The 18,336-nt window shown below is 66.8% G+C and carries 13 protein-coding genes; 6 read left to right on the forward strand and 7 right to left on the reverse strand.

Translation table 11 applies throughout. The features are described from left to right. Nucleotides 1-19 precede the first annotated feature (19 nt). Nucleotides 20-766: an SDR family NAD(P)-dependent oxidoreductase gene (locus tag NG701_RS14305; RefSeq protein ID WP_252568472.1), complete on the reverse strand. Its 747-nt coding sequence runs from the start codon at nucleotides 764-766 to the stop codon at nucleotides 20-22. 225 nt (nucleotides 767-991) lie between these two features. Then, a complete protein-coding gene (locus NG701_RS14310; protein WP_252568473.1) occupies nucleotides 992-1,876 on the reverse strand; it encodes an aminoglycoside phosphotransferase family protein in 885 nt (294 codons plus the stop codon). Between the two features lie 103 nt (nucleotides 1,877-1,979). On the opposite strand from NG701_RS14310, the gene NG701_RS14315 reads away from it, so the two are divergent. After that, entirely contained in the window at nucleotides 1,980-2,453 is a 474-nt protein-coding gene (locus NG701_RS14315) for a GNAT family N-acetyltransferase (protein ID WP_252568474.1), read from the forward strand. 21 nt (nucleotides 2,454-2,474) lie between these two features. Here NG701_RS14315 and NG701_RS14320 read toward each other — a convergent pair whose 3' ends face one another. After that, nucleotides 2,475-4,478 (reverse strand): vWA domain-containing protein, encoded by a 2,004-nt coding sequence (locus tag NG701_RS14320; protein WP_252568475.1) that lies wholly within the window; start codon nucleotides 4,476-4,478, stop codon nucleotides 2,475-2,477. Between the two features lie 29 nt (nucleotides 4,479-4,507). After that, nucleotides 4,508-5,896, reverse strand: a complete 1,389-nt coding sequence (locus NG701_RS14325) for a sigma 54-interacting transcriptional regulator (protein WP_252568476.1) — start codon at nucleotides 5,894-5,896, stop codon at nucleotides 4,508-4,510. A 93-nt stretch (nucleotides 5,897-5,989) separates the two neighbouring features. Here NG701_RS14325 and NG701_RS14330 point away from each other — a divergent pair, with 93 nt between their 5' ends. Then, nucleotides 5,990-6,673 carry an MSMEG_4193 family putative phosphomutase gene (locus NG701_RS14330; RefSeq protein WP_256475854.1) on the forward strand — a complete coding sequence of 228 codons (684 nt, stop codon included), beginning with the start codon at nucleotides 5,990-5,992 and terminating at the stop codon, nucleotides 6,671-6,673. Between the two features lie 42 nt (nucleotides 6,674-6,715). After that, complete coding sequence (locus NG701_RS14335) at nucleotides 6,716-7,417, forward strand: SCO1664 family protein (protein ID WP_252568686.1); 702 nt, start codon at nucleotides 6,716-6,718, stop codon at nucleotides 7,415-7,417. Between the two features lie 55 nt (nucleotides 7,418-7,472). Here NG701_RS14335 and NG701_RS14340 read toward each other — a convergent pair whose 3' ends face one another. Continuing rightward, nucleotides 7,473-7,778 (reverse strand): hypothetical protein, encoded by a 306-nt coding sequence (locus tag NG701_RS14340; protein WP_252568477.1) that lies wholly within the window; start codon nucleotides 7,776-7,778, stop codon nucleotides 7,473-7,475. 295 nt (nucleotides 7,779-8,073) lie between these two features. On the opposite strand from NG701_RS14340, the gene NG701_RS14345 reads away from it, so the two are divergent. Together NG701_RS14345 and NG701_RS14350 are read left to right on the forward strand one after the other, a co-directional pair. Continuing rightward, complete coding sequence (locus NG701_RS14345) at nucleotides 8,074-8,628, forward strand: hypothetical protein (RefSeq protein WP_252568478.1); 555 nt, start codon at nucleotides 8,074-8,076, stop codon at nucleotides 8,626-8,628. Further along, nucleotides 8,625-11,471 (forward strand): ATP-binding cassette domain-containing protein, encoded by a 2,847-nt coding sequence (locus NG701_RS14350; RefSeq protein ID WP_252568479.1) that lies wholly within the window; start codon nucleotides 8,625-8,627, stop codon nucleotides 11,469-11,471. The genes NG701_RS14345 and NG701_RS14350 overlap by 4 nt, the downstream gene beginning before the upstream one ends. 1,074 nt (nucleotides 11,472-12,545) lie before the next feature. Here the strand turns inward: NG701_RS14350 and metH are convergent. Beyond that, nucleotides 12,546-16,196, reverse strand: a complete 3,651-nt coding sequence (metH, locus tag NG701_RS14355) for a methionine synthase (RefSeq protein WP_252568480.1) — start codon at nucleotides 16,194-16,196, stop codon at nucleotides 12,546-12,548. Nucleotides 16,197-17,345: 1,149 nt separating this feature from the next. Between metH and NG701_RS14360 the strand changes: the two genes are divergently transcribed. Next, complete coding sequence (locus NG701_RS14360) at nucleotides 17,346-17,555, forward strand: hypothetical protein (protein WP_252568481.1); 210 nt, start codon at nucleotides 17,346-17,348, stop codon at nucleotides 17,553-17,555. Nucleotides 17,556-17,778: 223 nt separating this feature from the next. On the opposite strand, the gene NG701_RS14365 is transcribed toward NG701_RS14360, so the two are convergent. Next, nucleotides 17,779-18,321, reverse strand: a complete 543-nt coding sequence (locus NG701_RS14365; RefSeq protein ID WP_252568482.1) for a flavin reductase family protein — start codon at nucleotides 18,319-18,321, stop codon at nucleotides 17,779-17,781. Nucleotides 18,322-18,336 lie beyond the last annotated feature (15 nt).

Genomic DNA, 18,336 nt, shown 5'->3' on the forward strand with positions numbered 1-18,336 from the left:
CGTCGTTCACTTTCGTTTGTCAGGCGTCGGTATGGGCGACGTTGCTGGAGAGTTCGCGGTGGGCGTCGGCCTGGACCTGGAGGGCCTTGCCCCGGGCCTCGAAGGCGCCCACGGCGTCGGCGCCGACGGCGAACCGCGGCGGGGGCTCGTCCAGTTCGGCCAGCTGGATCAGCGCGTCGGCGAGCTTGGCCGGGTCCCCGCCCTGCAGGCCGTTCATGCCCTTCCAGCCGGCAACGGTCTGCGCGGTGCGTTCGGCGTAGTCCCCGATGGTGGCTTCCGCGTAGCTGGTGGATTCCGGCGTGAGCAGCTCGGTGCGGAAGAACCCCGGCTCCACGATCATGGAGCGGATGCCGAACGGTGCCACCTCGGGGGCCAGCGATTCCGCCCAGCCCTCCACGCCGAACTTCGACGCGGCGTAGGCGGACAGGAACTCCCCGCCCGCCAGGCCAGCGGTGGAGGAGATGGTGACCACCAGGCCGGAGCGATGGGCGCGCAGGACAGGCAGGGCCGCGCGGGTGACGTTCATGGGTCCGAACATGGTGGTTTCGATCTGTGCCCGGAAGTCCGCCGGAGTGATTTCCTCGAAGAACCCGGCGTAGAAGTTACCGGCGTTGTTCACCAGGACGTCGATCCGGCCGAACCGATCCACGGCTGCCTGGATGGCGGCAGCCGCGGAGACGGAAGCAGTCAGAACGACCTGCTCCGGAAACGCCGGGTAGCGGAAGGGCGAGCCACCTGGATCACTGGTATTGCTCCGGGGAGCCATGCGCCCAACACGGCCAGCGCACTAATTCAGGTCGTTATCCGCCGTTTCCCGCCCGCCCTCAGCTAAGTGGACGCTCCCATTTCAATCTCCTCGGCGAGGCCGTCCACGCCATATCTCATGCTTGCGGATCGCTCTTGAGGGGTCAATAGTCCCCGCCACCGCCATTGATGATAACGACGGCGGGACCCTCCGCCGTCGCTACCTTCAGTGTGGAGGTTCCCCAAGTCAGCCTTCCAGGACCTGCCTGATCCCGAACTCGCCTACGGCGAACATCCGCGGATTGTCGTCGGAGTTGCTCAGCATGGCGGTGGACAGGATGAGAGCCCAGCCCCGGGCCCTCATCCAGGTGTCCCCTTCCAACGCAGGGCCAAAGGCGTCGATGAAGCGGTGGCGGGCGCCGGCGTCGAACATCAGCCATACCACCGCAAGATCGACGGCCGGGTCCCCTGCCCCGACATCGCCGAAATCGATGATGCCGGCCAGCGAGCCGTCGTCCGCCAGCAGGATATTGCCCGGGTGAAGGTCCCCGTGGAGCATCATCGCCGGACCATCCCAGGCATTAGCGGCGCAGGCCTGCGCCCATACGGCGCCGAGTGCTGCTGCCTGAGGGTAACGTTCGCGGTCCCCGAGCCGTTCCACCACCGCCGAGTCACGATCTTTCAGCGGCACGCCGCGGAAAGGATTCACGGGGACGCCGGTTTCGGCGGGCGCGTGGAGCGACAGGAGGAATTCAGCCAGGCCTTCAGCGGCCGGCCCGCGCTCAGCTGGGTCGACGTCGGCCGCGGCTGCGCCAGGGATCCACCGCACGATGCTCCACGGCCAGGGAAAGTCCGACGTCGGCCGGCCGGCATGGACGGGCACAGGAACCGCCACCGCGGAGCGGCGGGCTATGTCGGGAAGGTATCGCTGCTCATGCAGTATCAGCGGCACGGCCTCCGCCCTGCGCGGCAGCCGGACGGCCAGCTGATCGCCGAGCCGGAAGGTCGCGTTGTCCCAGCCATTCGCAACCCGCACTAGAGCAAGATCCGCAAGGTCGGGCCGCTGGTCCCGGACGAGTCCCTGGACGACGGCGTCATCCACTTCCACCGTGGCTGGTGGCATTCCCGCCATTCAGAGACCCGCCTTCCTTGTCCTCAATGCAATCCGGCCCTTCCCTTGTCCGAATATAGTTCAGGTCCCAGGGAGCGGATGGGGCACCGGTAAATTGGAGGCGATGATTCACATTGCGAAGGGCGACCCCACACGAGCGGATGTCCATGAACTACTGAGCGAGCACCTGGCAGACATGTTCGCCACGTCGCCCGCCGAAAGTGTGCACACGCTGGACCATTCTGCGCTGTCCGCACCGTCGATCACGTTTTGGACGGCCCGCGAGGAAGATGAGCTCCTTGGCTGCGGCGCGCTCAAGCTCCTCGATTTCCCGGACAGCCCGGCGAAACATGGCGAGATCAAGTCCATGCGCACCGCAGCGGGGGCGCGTGGGCGAGGGGTGGCGACGCTCATGCTCCGGCACATCCTGGACGAAGCCCGGACCCGAAACTTCGGGCGCATTTACCTTGAGACAGGAACCGAGGACTACTTCGCTCCCGCTCGGCGCCTGTATGTCCGCAACGGTTTCAGCGAGTGCCTTCCCTTTGCCGACTATGTCCTGGATCCCAACAGCGTGTTCATGGAACTCCGCCTGTAAGAATCAGTGCCGAACAGCCTTCTATTTGGCCCAGTCGGCGTCGTCGTAGGGGCGGCCGCGGAAGTGGGCGCGGAGGTACTCCCCCACCACGGCAGCCCCCAGGTCACCGACGTCGGGCGCCACCACCCGGCCGCCTACCCGGCGCGCCATGCGCTGGACGAACCGCTCGAGGCCGGGATCGTCGCCGAGCCGGAAGAACGTGACCTGTGTGCCGGCACGCCCTAGGCGGTCCAGTTCGGCCACGGTAATCCGGATGGTCTCCGGGTGCGGCGGGTAGTCGAACCAGGTCTCACCGTCGCCCAGCAGGTGCGCGGTTGGTTCGCCGTCGGTCACCACTAGGAGGACGGGCTGCATGGACGGGTGCTTGCGGAAGAACCGGCCCGCCAGCAGTAGGCCGTGGTGCAGATTGGTTCCCTTGTTCTGGAAGGGCGGCAAGGCGGTGAGCTCGCCGATGTCCGTGGTCTGCGCGTAGCGGCCGAACGTGATCAGCTGCAGCCGGTCGCCGCGGAAGCGCGTTGAAATGAGGTGGTGCAGGGCGAGCGCGGTGCGTTTCATGGGCACCCAGCGTCCTTGGGCGGCCATCGAGAAGGACACGTCCACCAGCAGGACGACGGCGGCCTGGGTGCGCGCCTCAGTTTCCGCCACCTCGATGTCGTCTGCGGCGAGGCGCAGTCCGCTGCCCGGGTCGCCGCCGTCGGCAATGGTGCGGCGGATCGCGTTGGTGATGGTTCGCGTGACGTCCCACGGCTCGGCGTCGCCGAACTCCCAGGGGCGGCTGGAGCCCGTCTGTTCCCCGGCCGCCCCGGCAACGCGCGTGTCCCGGCGCCCCTGCCGGCTGGACAGTTGCTTGGCGGTATCCCGCAGCAGCGCCCTCCCGAGCCGCCGCATGGACTGCGGTGACAACCGGAGATCCCCGTCCGCCCCGCGGTGGAGGTACCCGCCGTCGTGCATTGCCCGCTCGATCTCCGCGAGGGTGCGCGCCGTGACGGCGGCATCCTGCCCGAGTTGGCGGGCCAGGGCGTCGAGGTCCAGGTCGTCCAGGCTGGACCCGTTGTAGGACTGGGAGAGCTGTTCGGACAGCTCGTCCAGCTCGGCGAGGTCCTGCAGCACGCCGGTGCCGTCGCCCAGGCCGAGCCCTTCCTCACCTTCGAAGCGTTCGGATCCGGTCCAGTCCTCGCCGGGGCGCAGGGCGCGCAGGGTGTCGTCGAGTTGGCCGAGCTGGGCCATGAGTTCGGGCGAGCCGAACGCCTGGGCGGAGAGGTTCATCAGTTCCTCCCGCTGTTCCTTGGACATGGACTGCAGCATCCGCTGGGCGGCTGCCGCGCGCTGGGCGAGGGCGTCGATCAGCTCCTCGACAGACTGTGGATTCTCGGGGAAGAAGCGGCCTTGCTTGGCCATGAAGTTCTGGAAGTCCGCGTCGGTGTCCTCGCCGCGCCGGTGTTTGTCGAGGAGTTCGTTGAGGTCCTGCAGCATCTCGTTGACGGCCGCACGGTCCTCGTCCGTGGCGTTCTCGAGCGCTTGCTTCATGCCGGCGAACCGCTGGTCAAGGACCTCGCGGCCCAGCAGGTCCTTGATCCGCTCGTACGCTTCCCGTGCCGTGGTCGACTGCCAATCGTAGGAGGCCAGTTCGTTGACTGCCGCCGCCGTGGACCGGGGCAGGTTCTGCAGCTGCATCTCCCGGAAGGATCGGTCGGTGTTGTCCATCATGGCGTCGCGGGCCAGCTGTTTGCGCTCCTCCAGCACCGCGGTGTCCAGCAGTTTCTGGACTTCGTTGAGGGTGCCGTCCAGCTTGTGCCGGCCCAGCAGGTCTTTGCGGCGCCGCTGGACCCGGGCGGCGAGGTCGTCCAGGCCTTCGCGGCTGCGGCCGCCGCGGCGCAGGTACTCCTGCAGGGCGCGCCGGGGCGAGTAGCCGGCCATGACGTCCTCGGCCACGGCGTCAAGTGCTTCGGCCAGGTCCACCGGCGGGGCGAGCGGATCCGGTCCGCCCCGGTACCGGCTGTACCGGGATCGGTTGTGAACGCTCATGGCCCTCCTGTCCTCAGCTGTGGAACTTCTTAGCCGTAAACCGTCGCCTCGTCGTCGGACTCTTTGGCGATCCGCCGGGCGAGGTAGAGGCCTTCCAAAGCGAGTTCGACGGCGGCGGCTCGCTGCCCGTCGTTCGTGGCACCCAGGCGCTCACTGATTTGGTCGTAGAGGCCGGAGCCGTTGAGGGACGGGAGGTTCGCCAGGAACTCCCGCGCGGTAACCAGTTCCCCGGTGGTCACCGTGGTGTGGCCGTCGAGCGCGGCCACAAGTTGGCCCATATCGATGCCGTGGAAGTGCGCCCGCACGGCTTCCGCGGTGGCCATGCGCAGGAGATGGTCGAGGATTTCCTGTTCACGCCCTTCCTCACCGGATTCGAACTCAATCTTGCCGCCAAGGACTTCCACCGCCGCGTCCAGGTCGATGATCCGGGCCACCGCCTCGTCCTCGCCGCGCACGCTGGCCCGGCGAAGGGCTGCCGCGGCGACGGTTTCGGCGCCCGCGATCGCGAACCGGGCGGACACCCCTGAGGTCTGGTTGATCGCCGGGGACTGCCGCAGGGCCCGGGTGTAGCGGGCCAGGATCTCGAGGATGACGGGCGGGACGCCGGCCACCAGGTGCCCCTCCTGCTTGATGACGGCCACCTCGTCGTCGAGCTCCAGGGGGTAGTGCGTGCGGATCTCGGCGCCGAAGCGGTCCCGCAGCGGCGTGATGATCCGGCCGCGGTTCGTGTAATCCTCCGGGTTGGCGGACGCGACCACAAGGACGTCCAGCGGCAGCCGCAGCACGTAGCCGCGGATCTGGATGTCGCGTTCCTCCATCACGTTGAGCATCGAGACCTGTATGCGCTCGGCGAGGTCGGGCAGCTCGTTGATGGCGATGATTCCGCGGTTGGAGCGCGGGACCAGTCCGTAGTGGATGGTTTCCGGGTCGCCGAGGCGCCGGCCCTCGGCCACCCGCATCGGGTCGATGTCGCCGATCAGGTCGGCGACGGAGGTGTCCGGCGTCGCGAGCTTTTCGACGTACCGTTCGGAGCGATGGCGCCACGCCACCCGCAGCCGGTCCCCCTCGGTGAGAGCGCGGGCACGGGATTGCTCCGTGATGGGTTCGTACGGGTGTTCGTTGAGTTCCGAATCCTCGATTACGGGCGACCACTCGTCCAGCAGCCCGGCCAGGGTGCGCAGGAGCCGGGTCTTGCCCTGTCCCCGTTCGCCGAGCAGGACCACGTCGTGCCCGGCGAGCAGGGCACGCTCCAGCTGGGGCAGGACGGTCCGGCTGAAGCCAAACATCCCGGGCCACGGATCGCGGCCGGCGGCGAGCGCGGCGAGCAGGTTGTCGCGGATTTCGCGGCGCAGGTCCTTGTGCACGTGGCCGGAGGCACGCAGTTCACCAACAGTGAAGATATCGGGGCGATCACTCACCCCTCCACCGTAGACCTCCACCGGGCGGGGAATCGAGGGATTTGTTGAGATTCCCTGCTCACTTGCCTCGGGTGCGTCTTACGCTTGATCCTGATGACTGCAGCCACACAGCCGGAAGTACCGGCACCACCACCGGGACCGCCGCCAGGTGCGCCGGGGACCTTGATTCTTTTGGTGCGCCATGGGGTGACGCCGACGACGGGCAGGGTGCTGCCGGGGCGGGCGCCGGGGCTGCATCTGTCCGATGCCGGCCGCGCCCAGGCTGATAAGGTCGCGGAGCGTCTCGGGGACCTTCGGGTGGACGCCGTCTATTCCTCGCCGCTGGAGCGCGCCTGTGAGACGGCGGAGCCGACGGCGGCGCGCACAGGACAAGAAGTGAAGCACGACGACGGCCTGCTCGAGTGCGATTTCGGCGACTGGACGGGGGCTACTCTGGCGGACGTGGCCGCGCTGCCGGAATGGCAAACCGTCCAGCACAGCCCCTCGACCTTCCGCTTCCCGAACGGCGAGAGCTTCACAGAAATGCAGGCGCGGATTGTTGGATCGCTGGAGGCACTGCGCACGGCCCACGTTGGTGGCGTGGTGGTGTGCTTCTCGCACGCCGATCCCATCAAGGCCGCCGTCTCCCACGCTTTGGGCACGCCCCTGGACCTCTTCCAGCGGATCGTCATCAGCCCGGGCTCGGTTTCGGCCATCTCGTTTGTGGAGGACCAGGCCCCGGCCGTGCTGATGGTGAATTCGACGTCGGAACCGCTGAGCGGACTGCGGGGGCCGTGAGTGGAAACTTCCGGTGGGACAGACGGTGAAACGGGGCAGACGGTGTCCGCCCGGGAGCTGACGCTGCTCGCCGAGGGCACAGTCGAGCTGGTGGGACGCATCCCGCGCAGCAGCAACGAGACGTTTTTCGTCCAGGTCTCCGGCGCGGACCACTCCGCGTACGCGGTCTACAAGCCGGAGGCCGGGGAACGGCCGCTGTCCGATTTCGAACCCGGCCTCTATCGGCGGGAACGCGCCGCCTACCTGCTCAGCGAGTCGCTGGGGTGGGGCCTCGTGCCGCCGACGGTGATCCGCGAGGAGGCGCCGTTGGGGGTCGGTTCGCTGCAGTGGTTCATCGAGTGCGACTTTCAAGAGCATTACTTCACGCTGTACGCCGACGCCCCCGAGACCCATCGCGAGCTGGCCCGCATCGCCCTGTTCGATTACGTCACCAACAACACCGACCGTAAAAGCGGGCACGTGCTGCGCGGCGATGACGGCCGGGTGTGGGGCATCGACCACGGACTGTGCTTCTCGGCCAGCTTCAAGCTGCGCACCGTGATCTGGGACTTCGCCGGTGAACCCATCCCGGACGCCCTGCTCGAGGACATAGCACCGCTGGCAGAGGCCGTGCCTCCCAACGTGGCCGAGCTCCTCGACGACGACGAGGTCACCGCCCTGGAGCGCCGGGTGCAGCGCCTGCTGCGCGAAGGGGTACTGCCGGTTGACCGCACCGGCATGCGCTACCCGTGGCCGCTGGTTTGACCGCCCTCTCGGGCCGCAATGAAGTGGTTCGGCGGGAACCCCGGATACTCAGTGGTCAGCCCGCACCCTCACCCTCGCGGGCCACTTCCTCCAGGATCCTTGCAGTGGGCGCTGCCGTCATCAGCTGCCCTATCACCTCGGGCTTGTCCCACACCTCGCTGCGGAGCCGTTCCAGAAAGACGGTCGCAGCATCCTTGGTGTCGAAGTCAAGGAGCACGGCCACGCTGTTCTGGTCGTCCGTATCCCGGAACAGCCGGACAGACCTGGCGCCCGAGGCGGCGCGGCCCGCAGGATCGCTGTCGAATACTTTCTTGAAAGCCTCGTAGTCCCGGACTGGATAGCTGATCTGCAAGGTGAACATCGTTGTTCCTTTCCCTGGGTCTGTGACAGATCAAAGATAGGCCTTCCATCGTCATCCCGGTAGAGCCGAAGGGCCGGCCATAAACCGGTGATGCGTTGCCCTCCGGCGCTGCCTTGAACCTGCCCGTGACCACAGGAATCATGTGACTTCCGTTCGTGTAACGTCAGGAAGCGGACGACGGCGGGTCGGCGCCCGCCTTCGTCCGCTTCCGTGTGGTGCCACGGCCAGTGGCGACCTGACGTCACACAACGCGACGGCATCCCGCTCCGGGCAGGCAACGACCTACCCTTGACAGGTGACTTTGACTAAGATGCGCACCGCCGCCGCGAGCTCCCTCGCCGCCGCCGGTCTCTTGTTTACCCTCGCCGCCTGCTCCGCACCGGCCGCCACCCCGCCAACCAGCTCCGCCCCGGCGCCATCGGCAACCGCCTCACCCAGCGCCTCCGGGCCCTGCGACGGCGTGAAGGTCATCGTCGATTCGGGCGCCCTGAAGCAGGACGCGGCTGATAAGTCCGTGTGCGTACCCGTGGACGCCCCGACGCTCGCATCCGAGGTGCTCGAGGAAGCCGACGTGAAAACCGAAGGCACGGTGACCTATCCGAAGGAACTGGCGTGCCGGGTGAACGGTGTGCCCGCCGCGGACTTCGACATCAAGCACAAGGGCGGAACATACCGGGAAGAGTGCGGCAAGATGCCCGCCGCCTTTGCCTACTGGTCACTCTGGGTTAAGCCCGCCTCCGGTGCCTGGGCATACGCGCAGGAAGGCCTCGCCACCCTGAAGGTGAGCCCGGGCGAGAGCCTGGAACTGCTCTTCACGGTCGACGGCAACCCGGCCGCCCCCGCGGCATGACCTTTCGACCCGCGCCGTTACGCGCGGCGGCGGCTCTCGCCGTCGTCTTCATCGCGGCGCGGGTCATCTACCGCATTCTTTTCAACGGGGCGGATATTGGCGGACCGGTCCTGCTCGACCTGCCGGCGGTTCGGCTGCCTGCCCCGTACGCCCACGTGGTCTTCCTTGGTCCGGTCACGGGACAAGGCCTGGGGGCGGCGGTCCTGTCCTCCCTGCCGATTGCCGGGATGTTCCTCGGCTTCGGCCTGCTCAACGCGTTTGTGGACGTGGCCCGCGGCTTCGTGCACATGGCCCGCCGCGGCCCCATGCAGGGCCTGGCCCGGACGCTTGTGGTGGCTTGGGCGGCACTCCCTGCCCTTGCCGACGCCGTTACCTCCGTGCGCCTGGCGTTCCGGTTGCGGGGCGAACGCTTTGGCCCCCGCGCCCTGGTGCCCGTGCTCGAGCGCACCCTTGAGCACGCGGTCCGGGTTGCCGCGGCGCTGGAGCTGCGCGGCTTCGGCAGCCGGGCGACGCACCGGCCCATGAACTACGACGGCGGCCCGCTTCTGGTGCGCGACGCCCGGTTCCGCATCGGAGACGCTCAGGTGCGGATCGCCGCTTTCCAGCCCCCGGCCGGGTCAGTCACCGTCATCACCGGGCCCACGGGCTCCGGAAAATCCACCATCCTGCGGGGTATCGCCGGCCTCCTGTCACACGTAGACGGTGGAGAGGTCACCGGCACACTGAGCGTCGCCGGACTGGACCGTGCCACCACGCCGCCGCGCGACACCGCGCGCCTCATCGGCGTCGTCCTGCAGAATTCCCGCGCCGCTTTTGCCAGTACCCGGGTCCGGGACGAAATCTCTCTCGCCCTGGAACTGCGCGGCATGCCATCCGCGTCCACCAAGGCCCGCGTGCTGGAAGTTGCTGGGCAGATTGGCGTGACGGCGCTCTTGGACCGAAATCTCAGCACCCTCTCGGCGGGTGAGGCAACGCTCGTAGCCATCGCCGCCGCCGTGGTGGAACAACCTCCCCTGCTCCTGGTTGACGAGCCCCTGGCCGACCTCGATGCCTCGGCACGCCGTCACGTCATCGCCGTGCTCAACGACCTCGCCCACGACAGCGGTGTCTGTGTCATCGTGGCGGAGCATAGGGCTGCGCAGTTCATCCCGGTTGCCGATTCGTGGTGGACCATCGAGGACGGCGCCCTGCTACCGGGTGCCGCGCCCTCCGCTCCTCCCTCCGTCATTGCCGGTCCAACGCCGGCAGGGCCAGCAGAGCACGCGCCCGTGCTGACCGCGGCAAATCTTGCGGTGCACCGCAAGGGCAAGCCGCTCGTGCGCGACGCGTCCCTGACGCTGCACCGCGGCGAAGTGGTGGCCCTGGTGGGGCCGAACGGGGCCGGGAAGTCGTCCCTCCTGGTGGCACTCGCACTTGGTGAAGGTACGGGCGGATCAACTACGTACGACGGCGGCACGGCCGACGGCGGCCGGGTCGCCTTGGTGCCGGACGCCTCCGACGACCTCTTCACCAGGGATACCGTCGCGGGGGAGCTTCGTGCGGCGGAGCGGCGCCTTGCGCACCGGAAGAACGGCGCGCAACCTGCGCCTGGGTCCGCAGCATCCCGCCTTGCCCGTTTGCGCGGCGACGTCACGATCCCCATCGGACATGAGCATCCCCGGGACCTCTCAGCAGGGGAGCGCAGGATCCTAGCCATCTCGCTGCAGACCATGGACGATCCCCAGGTTCTCCTCATCGATGAGCCCACGCGCGGGCTCGATCCCGCGGCGCGCACGGCAGTTTCGGCCGCGCTGCGGGCCGCAGCGGACTCCGGTACCGCTGTCCTGATCGCAACGCATGACCACGACTTTGCCCACGGCCTCGGCGCCCGGATCCTCCCGATGCATGACGGCGTCGCACCCTCTTCCGTGCCGGCCGATGCTCTGGAACCGGTCCCGCTGCTTCCCCGGCAGGCAAATGCCGGACCGAGGCAACGGACCATCGACGAACCAACAGAATCCCAGGGCGCGGTAAGACGGCACCGCCTCCGGATGCCGCGGGCTGCCGAGCTCGCAGTCCTCGCCGCCGCAAACCTTCTGGCCCTCGCGGCGTTCTGCTGGCCGCTGCTCGCCGCGGCCTTCCCGGAGGATGCCGCCGCGGCCCTCCCCTACGCGGCGCTGGCGATCGCGCCGCTCGCCGTCGTCGCCGTCGTTGTGTCCCTCGACGGGTCGGTGAGCTCGGCACACACGGTGGCGCTGCTCGGCGTCCTGGCCGCCGTAGGTTCGGCGATACGGGTGGCGAGCACCGGCGTCGGGGGCGTGGAGGCAGTCTTTATCCTGCTGATACTGGCCGGCCGGGCCTTCGGTCCCCGTTTCGGCATGCTTCTCGGCGCCGCCACAATTGCCCTCTCAAGCGCCTTGTGGGGCGGGATCGGGCCGTGGACGCCGTTCCAGATCTTCGCCTGTGCGTGGGTGGGCGCCGGGGCGGGCCTGCTCCCCCGGCGGGTGCGGGGCAAGGCGGAACTGTGGATGCTCTGCGGCTACGGCATCGTGGCGTCATACCTGTTCGGACTCCTGACAAACCTGTGGTTCTGGCCCTTCGCGGTAGGCGCCGGCACGGGCATTTCCTACGTGCCCGGCGCGCCGCTGGAAACCAACCTCGCCAGCTTCCTGCTCTACTCGCTGGTGACGTCGACGGCGGGCTGGGACACGGTGCGTGCCGTCACCACAATCGTCGGAATCGCTGTGGTGGGGCGGGCCATTCTCGCCGCGCTGCGGCGGGTGAAGCCGGTCGCCGGCATGGGTGGGCAGGCCACGAAGGCTCCAGCCACCGACACGAGGGACCGGCTAAAACTCAAGGTCTGAGGTCAACCTTGGAACCCAAACCCGCACGCTGCGCGAAACTCGCCACGCGTGAACCTCAATCTCGGGGAGGTTTTCTCCTACCCAGGAAGCCATCCGATGCACCCGTCGAGCCATGAAATTCAGCACTGCCTGCCTCACGGTACGGTGAAGGAGACTGGCTCCTAATCTCAGGAATTTCAGGAGCCAGCCCACCTCCCTGCTCGCAAGCCGGTCGGTTCAAATCCTGCCCGGCACCGGGCGGACGAGCTCTCACTAAGGAACAGGTCCGTCCGGTGCTGGGCAGGGTTTCCTAGGCTAGTTAGTTCTGTCCGGGTGCGCGCTCTGACGGGCTTCCCGTAGTCGACTGGCAGTTGGAGGCCCCTGACGTCCCGGCATGAGGCCCGGGGTTTCCGCCCTCAGCGTGGGTCGCCTCTTGGACGTGGTCATTGCCGAAGTAAGAGAACCCGGGCGAGGTCATCTCCGCGTTCTGGCAATGGGCGGCCGATGCGACCCCCGCGGTCCCAGCCATTAGGCCTCCGGCTATAGCAGTGGCGATGAAGAGTTGAGCGAGCGCTTTTTTCATGACTAGCCTCCAACTGGATTAACTAAAGTACTGACAGAGTCAATTCGGGGCGGCTGCGCTCGCGGATGGGTGATGTCAAACATCTCAGCGGCATCGGACTTCCGAAGGCAGCTAGGCATATCGACCAGTACGCCGGATCGACGCCGTTGCAGACTTCGTTGACCATCGTCATGGCTGCTCGGGCATCGGCTACGTCAATTTCGACGTGGGGCGCCCATCTGAGACGGAGAGCCACTGATTTGGGTCAAACTAGATTGTCGCCTGGTGCCGCCAGAGAGGCGACGACGGGATCCGCGAAGCGAACCCGCTCGTCCAGGACGTTGTGCTATGCGGCTGTTAAGCAAGGCAGGTCCGCTCGTCCTACCATCCGGAAGCCACTGTTACCTTCTTTCGCCAAGCAGAAGCCTTCGCGGCTGGGCCCGCTCCTGGTTTTCTGGCTGCCCCGCGTGGCGCCAGCCCGTCTGCCGCGCCGAGGGAGGCGCGCTCCGGCCAGGCCAGGAACCAGCTTCAACTCACACCTTGAAGTACTTGGCCTCCGGGTGGTGGAACACGAACGCGTCGGTGGACTGTTCGGGGTGCAGCATCAGCTCGTCGCTGAGGACCACGCCCATGCGCTCGGGCTTCAGCAGCTCCGTGACCTTGCGGCGGTCCTCCATGTCCGGGCATGCGGGGTATCCGAGTGAGAACCGCGCTCCGCGGTAGTCGAGCTTGAATAGTCCGGCTTTGTCCTTCGGCTCTTCGGCCGCGAAGCCCAGCTCGGAGCGGATGCGTGCATGCCAGAATTCCGCCAGCGCCTCAGTGAGCTGCATGACCAGGCCGTTGAGCTCGTAGTAGTCGCGGTACTGGTTGGCGGCGAACAGCTCGGACGTCACCTCCTCGATCTTTGAGCCGGCGGTGACCAGTTGCACCGGCAGCACGTCGATCTGCCCCGATTCGCGTGAGCGCACGAAGTCGGCGAGGCACAGGTGCCGGTCGCGGCGCTGGCGCGGGAAGTCGAACCGCAGCCGGTCGGTGCCGACCGGGCCGCCTGAGCCGCCGTCGGGGGCGAGCAGCCCCGCGGTGCCGAGGACGCCGTCGCGGTCCTCCCCGTGGTGCAGCACCACCACCTGTTCCCCCTCGGAGACCACCGGGAAGTAGCCGTACGCGACGGATGCGTCGAGCATTCCCTCGCCGAGGATGCGGTCCAGCCAGTACCGCAGGCGCGGCCGGCCCTCAGCTTCCACGAGTTCCTCGTAGGAGGCGCCGTCATCGCCGCGGCCGGGCTTGAGCCCCCACTGCCCCATGAAGGTGGCGCGTTCGTCGAGGAAGGCAGCGTAGTCGTGCAGTGCCACGCCGCGCACGATGCGGGTGCCCCAGAACGGCGGCGCGGGCACGTGATTGTCGGCGGCGACGTCGGACCGGCCGGGCATTGCCTCCGGTTCGGTCACCGTGAACTTCGGGCCTCCCTTGTGGATCCGCTTCTTCAGCGGAGGAAGGCCGACGGCATCCGGGTCAGCACCGCGGGCCACCTGCACCAGCGGTTCCATAAGCGCCAGGCCCTCAAAGGCGTCCTTGGCGTACCTGACGGTTCCTTCAAACTGCTCCGCCAGGTCCTGCTCCACGTAGGCACGGGTCAGGGCTGCGCCGCCGAGGATGATCGGCCATTTCTTCGCGAGGCCCCGGGACTGCAGCTCGGCGAGGTTTTCCTTCATCACCACGGTGGACTTCACCAGCAGGCCGGACATGCCGATCACGTCGGCGTTATGCTCCTCCGCAGCGGCCATGATCTCGGCGATCCCCTGCTTGATGCCGATGTTGATGACTTTGTAGCCGTTGTTGGTGAGTATGATGTCCACCAGGTTCTTGCCGATGTCATGCACGTCGCCGCGCACCGTGGCGATCACCATGGTGCCCTTGCCCGACGAGTCCGACTTCTCCATGTGCGGTTCGAGCAGGGCCACGGCGTTCTTCATGACCTCGGCGGACTGCAGCACGAACGGCAGCTGCATCTCGCCGGCGCCGAAGCGCTCACCGACGACCTTCATGCCCTCGAGGAGCTGGTCGTTGATGATGGCCAGCGGGGACATGCCTTCGCTGCGGGCGAGGTCCAGGTCCGCTTCCAGGCCCTTGCCTTCGCCGTCGATGATGCGCCGCTGCAGGCGTTCGCCCGTGGGCAGCGCCGCAAGTTCGGCCGCGCGCTGATCCTTGAGCGCTGCAGTGTCGACGCCGGCGAACAGGTCCAGCATGCTGTTCAAGGGGTCATAGGTGACGTTGCCGTCGGCATCGTATTCGCGGCGGTCCCAGACGAGGTCCAGCGCGACCTTGCGCTGTTCCTCCGGAAGTGACGCGAGCGGCACGATCTTGGCGGCGTCGATGATGCCGCTCGTCAGGCCCGCCTGCACGGCCTCGTGCAGGAACACCGAGTTCAGTGCCATGCGCGCTGCCGGGTTCAGTCCAAAGGACACGTTCGAGACGCCGAGGGTGGTTTGGATGCCGGGGTACTTCGTGGTGATCTGGCGGATGGCCTCGATGGTTTCGATGCCGTCCCGGCGGGTTTCTTCCTGGCCCGTGGCGATGGGGAAGGTCAGGGCGTCGACGATGATGTCCTCGACGCGCATCCCCCATTCGCCCACCAGGGCGTCGACGAGGCGCGAGGCGATGGCCACCTTGCCGTCGGTGGTGCGTGCCTGGCCCTGTTCGTCGATGGTCAGGGCGATCACGGCGGTGCCGTGTTCCTTCACGAGCGGCATGATGCGCGCGAAGCGGCTGTCCGGGCCGTCGCCGTCCTCGTAGTTGACGGAGTTGACCACCGGGCGGCCGCCGATGTGTTCGAGCCCGGCCTGAAGGACGGCCGGTTCGGTGGAGTCCATGACCAGAGGGAGCGTGGAGGCGGACGCGAAACGCGAGACGATCTCCTTCATGTCGGCCACGCCGTCGCGCCCCACATAGTCGATGCAGACGTCGAGCAGGTGCGCGCCGACGCGGACCTGCTCGCGGGCAATGTCGACGCAGTCGTCCCAGCGTTCCTCCAGCATCGCCTGGCGGAACGCCTTCGAACCGTTCGCGTTGGTGCGCTCACCGATGGCGAGGTACGCAGACTCCTGGTCGAAATTCACGTGGTGGTAGAGGGAAGCGATGCCAGCTTCCCGCTCGGTGGGAACGCGGCTGCCGTCGGCGCCCCTGCCGCCGCTGGTGACGGCGGCGCTGGTGCGGAAGGGCGCAAGACGCTCGACGACGGCGGCCATGTGTTCCGGCGTCGTACCGCAACAGCCGCCCACGAGGCCCAGGCCGAATTCGCGCACGAACTGCTCGTGCGCGGTGGCGAGTTCGCTGGGCGAGAGGGGGTAGTGCGCGCCGTTGGGGCCGAGGACCGGGAGGCCGGCGTTGGGCATGCAGGCGATGGCCACGGAGGACTGTTTGGCGAGGTGGCGCAGGTGCTCGCTCATCTCGTCCGGCCCGGTGGCGCAGTTCAGGCCGATGGCGTCGACGCCGAGCGGCTCGAGGGCGGTGAGCGCCGCGCCGATCTCGGAGCCCATCAGCATGGTTCCGGTGGTTTCGACGGTCACCGTAACGAAGATGGGGAGCCGGACGCCGCGGGTCACGATGGCCTGCTTGCAGCCGTTGACCGCGGCTTTGGTCTGCAGGAGGTCCTGGCTGGTCTCGATGAGGAATGCGTCCGCTCCCCCGTCGATGAGGCCCTCGGCCTGCAGGGCGAAGGTCTGCTTGAGGTAGTCGTAGCTGGTGTGCCCGAGGCTGGGGAGCTTGGTGCCCGGTCCCATCGAGCCCAGGACCCACCGCATCCGGCCGTCTGTTCTTTCTGCCGCTTCTGCCCGCTCGCGGGCGATCTCCGCGCCCTTCCGGGCGAGCTCTTCGATCCGGTCGTCGATGCCGTAGTCGGAGAGGTTGGACCAGTTCGCGCCGAACGTGTTGGTTTCGACCGCGTCGATGCCGGTAGCGAAGTACGCGTCATGGATGTCCGCGAGGACGTCCGGTCGCGTGGCATTGAGGATCTCGTTGCAGCCTTCCAGACCGAGGAAGTCGTCCTCGAGCGACAGCTCCCTGCCCTGCAGCATGGTGCCCATCGCCCCATCGGCAATGACCACCCGGTGGTTCACCGCATCCAGCAGCTCCTGGGAACGGACGGGGCGGGGCACGGACTCAATATCAAGCGCAAAACGGGGCATCTAAACAGATTACGGGCGGAGCCTGAACATTGCGCCGTGTTTCCGTGTACTACGGCGGCGGGTGGTCGCCTGGGGCGGTCGTGTGGCTCACCCGGAGGATCGCCCGAAAGAATACCCCACTATTCAGCACCCTCGATTCGCTCGGCCGGGCCCGCCCCAATCAACGATAAGTCCTTAGTCAGCCCAGGCCTTCATGTCCGGGGAACTCGCAGGCAGTCGCGGCTATCCCGCGTCAGATGCGCGACTCCCTCGTCTGGTGACTGTCCATCCCGATTGCCGATAGTGAAGATTATGTAAAGTTGCCTGAGGCAACGGTTTTTGTCAGCAGCTCGCACACGCGCGCGCTGCGCTTGCTATTTCTCGCTAACCGATAGCGCGGATTTCATCTCAAAGGTGACTCTCCCGGCAAGACCGCACCATGTGCCATCGGCGGGGCTCCAGATCGGGGATTCTCCAGTGGAGAGTCGCCGGTGACGTGCCTGTATATCGCTGGCCACATGGGTGGCTGGCCGTCGTCGACTAGACGACGGAGTTCCGAATCCGGCTCTTCGTGAATTGCTGCTTGCGGCCTCCCACGTCCTTGACGGCGGCGCGGCGCTTGGCGACGCTGCCGTTGATCCTCCACGCTCGCTGGCAGCACTGGTTCGAACCCTTCAACGATGAAAGGCACGTCACGCCTTGCACCCGCTGACCACTCCCCATCCGGCCCGACATGTCAGTCGGCCCGCCGATAGCGGGTATTACGTAGAGGTCTCCGCCACGGAGTGCTCAGCCCAGACGTCCAGGAACTGTTCGGCCTCAACATAGTTGGCAGTTTTCTCATTGAATCGGTCAGCCTGCGGATTCTGTAGCTGGCTCAGTTAACCTGTCAGCGCTTTCACCAACTCTCCGCCGGCTTCAGGCACCGCAAGGGCCGTAAATCTGGACGGGCCCCGGGATACCTCATCGCGAAACCCCTCTCCAGCGGCGTCGCGGCGGATAGATGAGGTCGTCAAACTGATTCGGAACTGACAACTTGAATGAGACGCCCAGGGCGACGATTCGTCTCATCCAATCTGTCAGTTCCCACGTCGTTACTGACAGATTTGATGAGAACGGACAAGGAACAGCGGCCATTCGCCGGTCTCACCGACGCTGATTGGCCGGGTCTTGAAGGGCGTTGCACTCGTCGTACGTGACTTTCTCGGCCGTGACTATGTCAGTGACGGCCTTGATGAGCCCGCCAGCGAGGGCGGCGCCGACATGCTCCTGGCTCTGCCGGCGGCGACCTGCTTGCTCTCCCTGAAGCGGGCTGTTGCCCTTGCGCCCGAAGCGACGGCGGTGGCCTGCGTTTCCGTCGTCATGATGACCCCGTTGTAGATTGGACTGCCTGTGAACGGTGCACGCAACCTGGGCCGCTGCCCCTTGTAGAGCTGTCTATCGCGGCGGGACATCACGTCGGGAGTTGTTCCAACGGTAAGACCTGAATTGATCATCAAGCTCGCAATGCGGTCACCCGGGTGAGGTTGGGAATCATTCCCTCGAACCGCCTAATCGCGCATTGGCGTGTGCAATCGAAGACGAGTGCGCCACGCACACGCCCCTAAGACTCGGTGGAGCCTCGAAGAGGGGGTATTTCCGGATGGTCCCCCGTGATCTTGTATTCCCCGGAGAAGAACACCAGGGGATCGCCTTCCCCGCGGGTGTGCGCATTTACCCGGCCCACAAAGATCGTGTGGTCGCCCTCCACGTAGCTGGAGACAGTCCGGCACGCGAAACGAACGAGCACCCCCTTTATTGCCGGCACTCCGTCCTCATCCACGGCGACCTCCAGACCCGCGAACTTGTCCGCTGCCGGCCGCGCGAACTGGCTGGACAGGTGACGCTGTTCGGAGCTGAGCACATGGATCGCAAAGACCCCTGATGCCTTGAAGTGCTCCAAGCTGGGGGCGTTGTTTGCCACGCAGAACAGCAGCAGCGGCGGATCCATAGAGACGGAAGTGAATGAGTTGGCGGTCATCCCGATTCGCGTGCCGTCCGTACCCCGGGTGGTGATGACAGTGACGCCGGTGGCGAATCGGCCGAGGGAACGGCGTAGGTCCATCGGGTCAAAGTCCGGGCGGTCGTGAAGCAACATGGTTGTCATGCGAGGTCTCCTCTT

It is taken from the genome of Pseudarthrobacter cellobiosi, from assembly GCF_023913815.1.
Lineage (GTDB): Bacteria > Actinomycetota > Actinomycetes > Actinomycetales > Micrococcaceae > Arthrobacter > Arthrobacter cellobiosi.

Coding starts and splice junctions, on each gene's coding strand:
- NG701_RS14305 (WP_252568472.1), bottom strand. CDS start 766: ATGGCTCCCCGGAGCAATACCAGTGATCCAGGTGGCTCGCCCTTCCGC.
- NG701_RS14310 (WP_252568473.1), bottom strand. CDS start 1,876: ATGGCGGGAATGCCACCAGCCACGGTGGAAGTGGATGACGCCGTCGTC.
- NG701_RS14315 (WP_252568474.1), top strand. CDS start 1,980: ATGATTCACATTGCGAAGGGCGACCCCACACGAGCGGATGTCCATGAA.
- NG701_RS14320 (WP_252568475.1), bottom strand. CDS start 4,478: ATGAGCGTTCACAACCGATCCCGGTACAGCCGGTACCGGGGCGGACCG.
- NG701_RS14330 (WP_256475854.1), top strand. CDS start 5,990: ATGACTGCAGCCACACAGCCGGAAGTACCGGCACCACCACCGGGACCG.
- NG701_RS14340 (WP_252568477.1), bottom strand. CDS start 7,778: ATGTTCACCTTGCAGATCAGCTATCCAGTCCGGGACTACGAGGCTTTC.
- NG701_RS14350 (WP_252568479.1), top strand. CDS start 8,625: ATGACCTTTCGACCCGCGCCGTTACGCGCGGCGGCGGCTCTCGCCGTC.
- metH (WP_252568480.1), bottom strand. CDS start 16,196: ATGCCCCGTTTTGCGCTTGATATTGAGTCCGTGCCCCGCCCCGTCCGT.
- NG701_RS14365 (WP_252568482.1), bottom strand. CDS start 18,321: ATGACAACCATGTTGCTTCACGACCGCCCGGACTTTGACCCGATGGAC.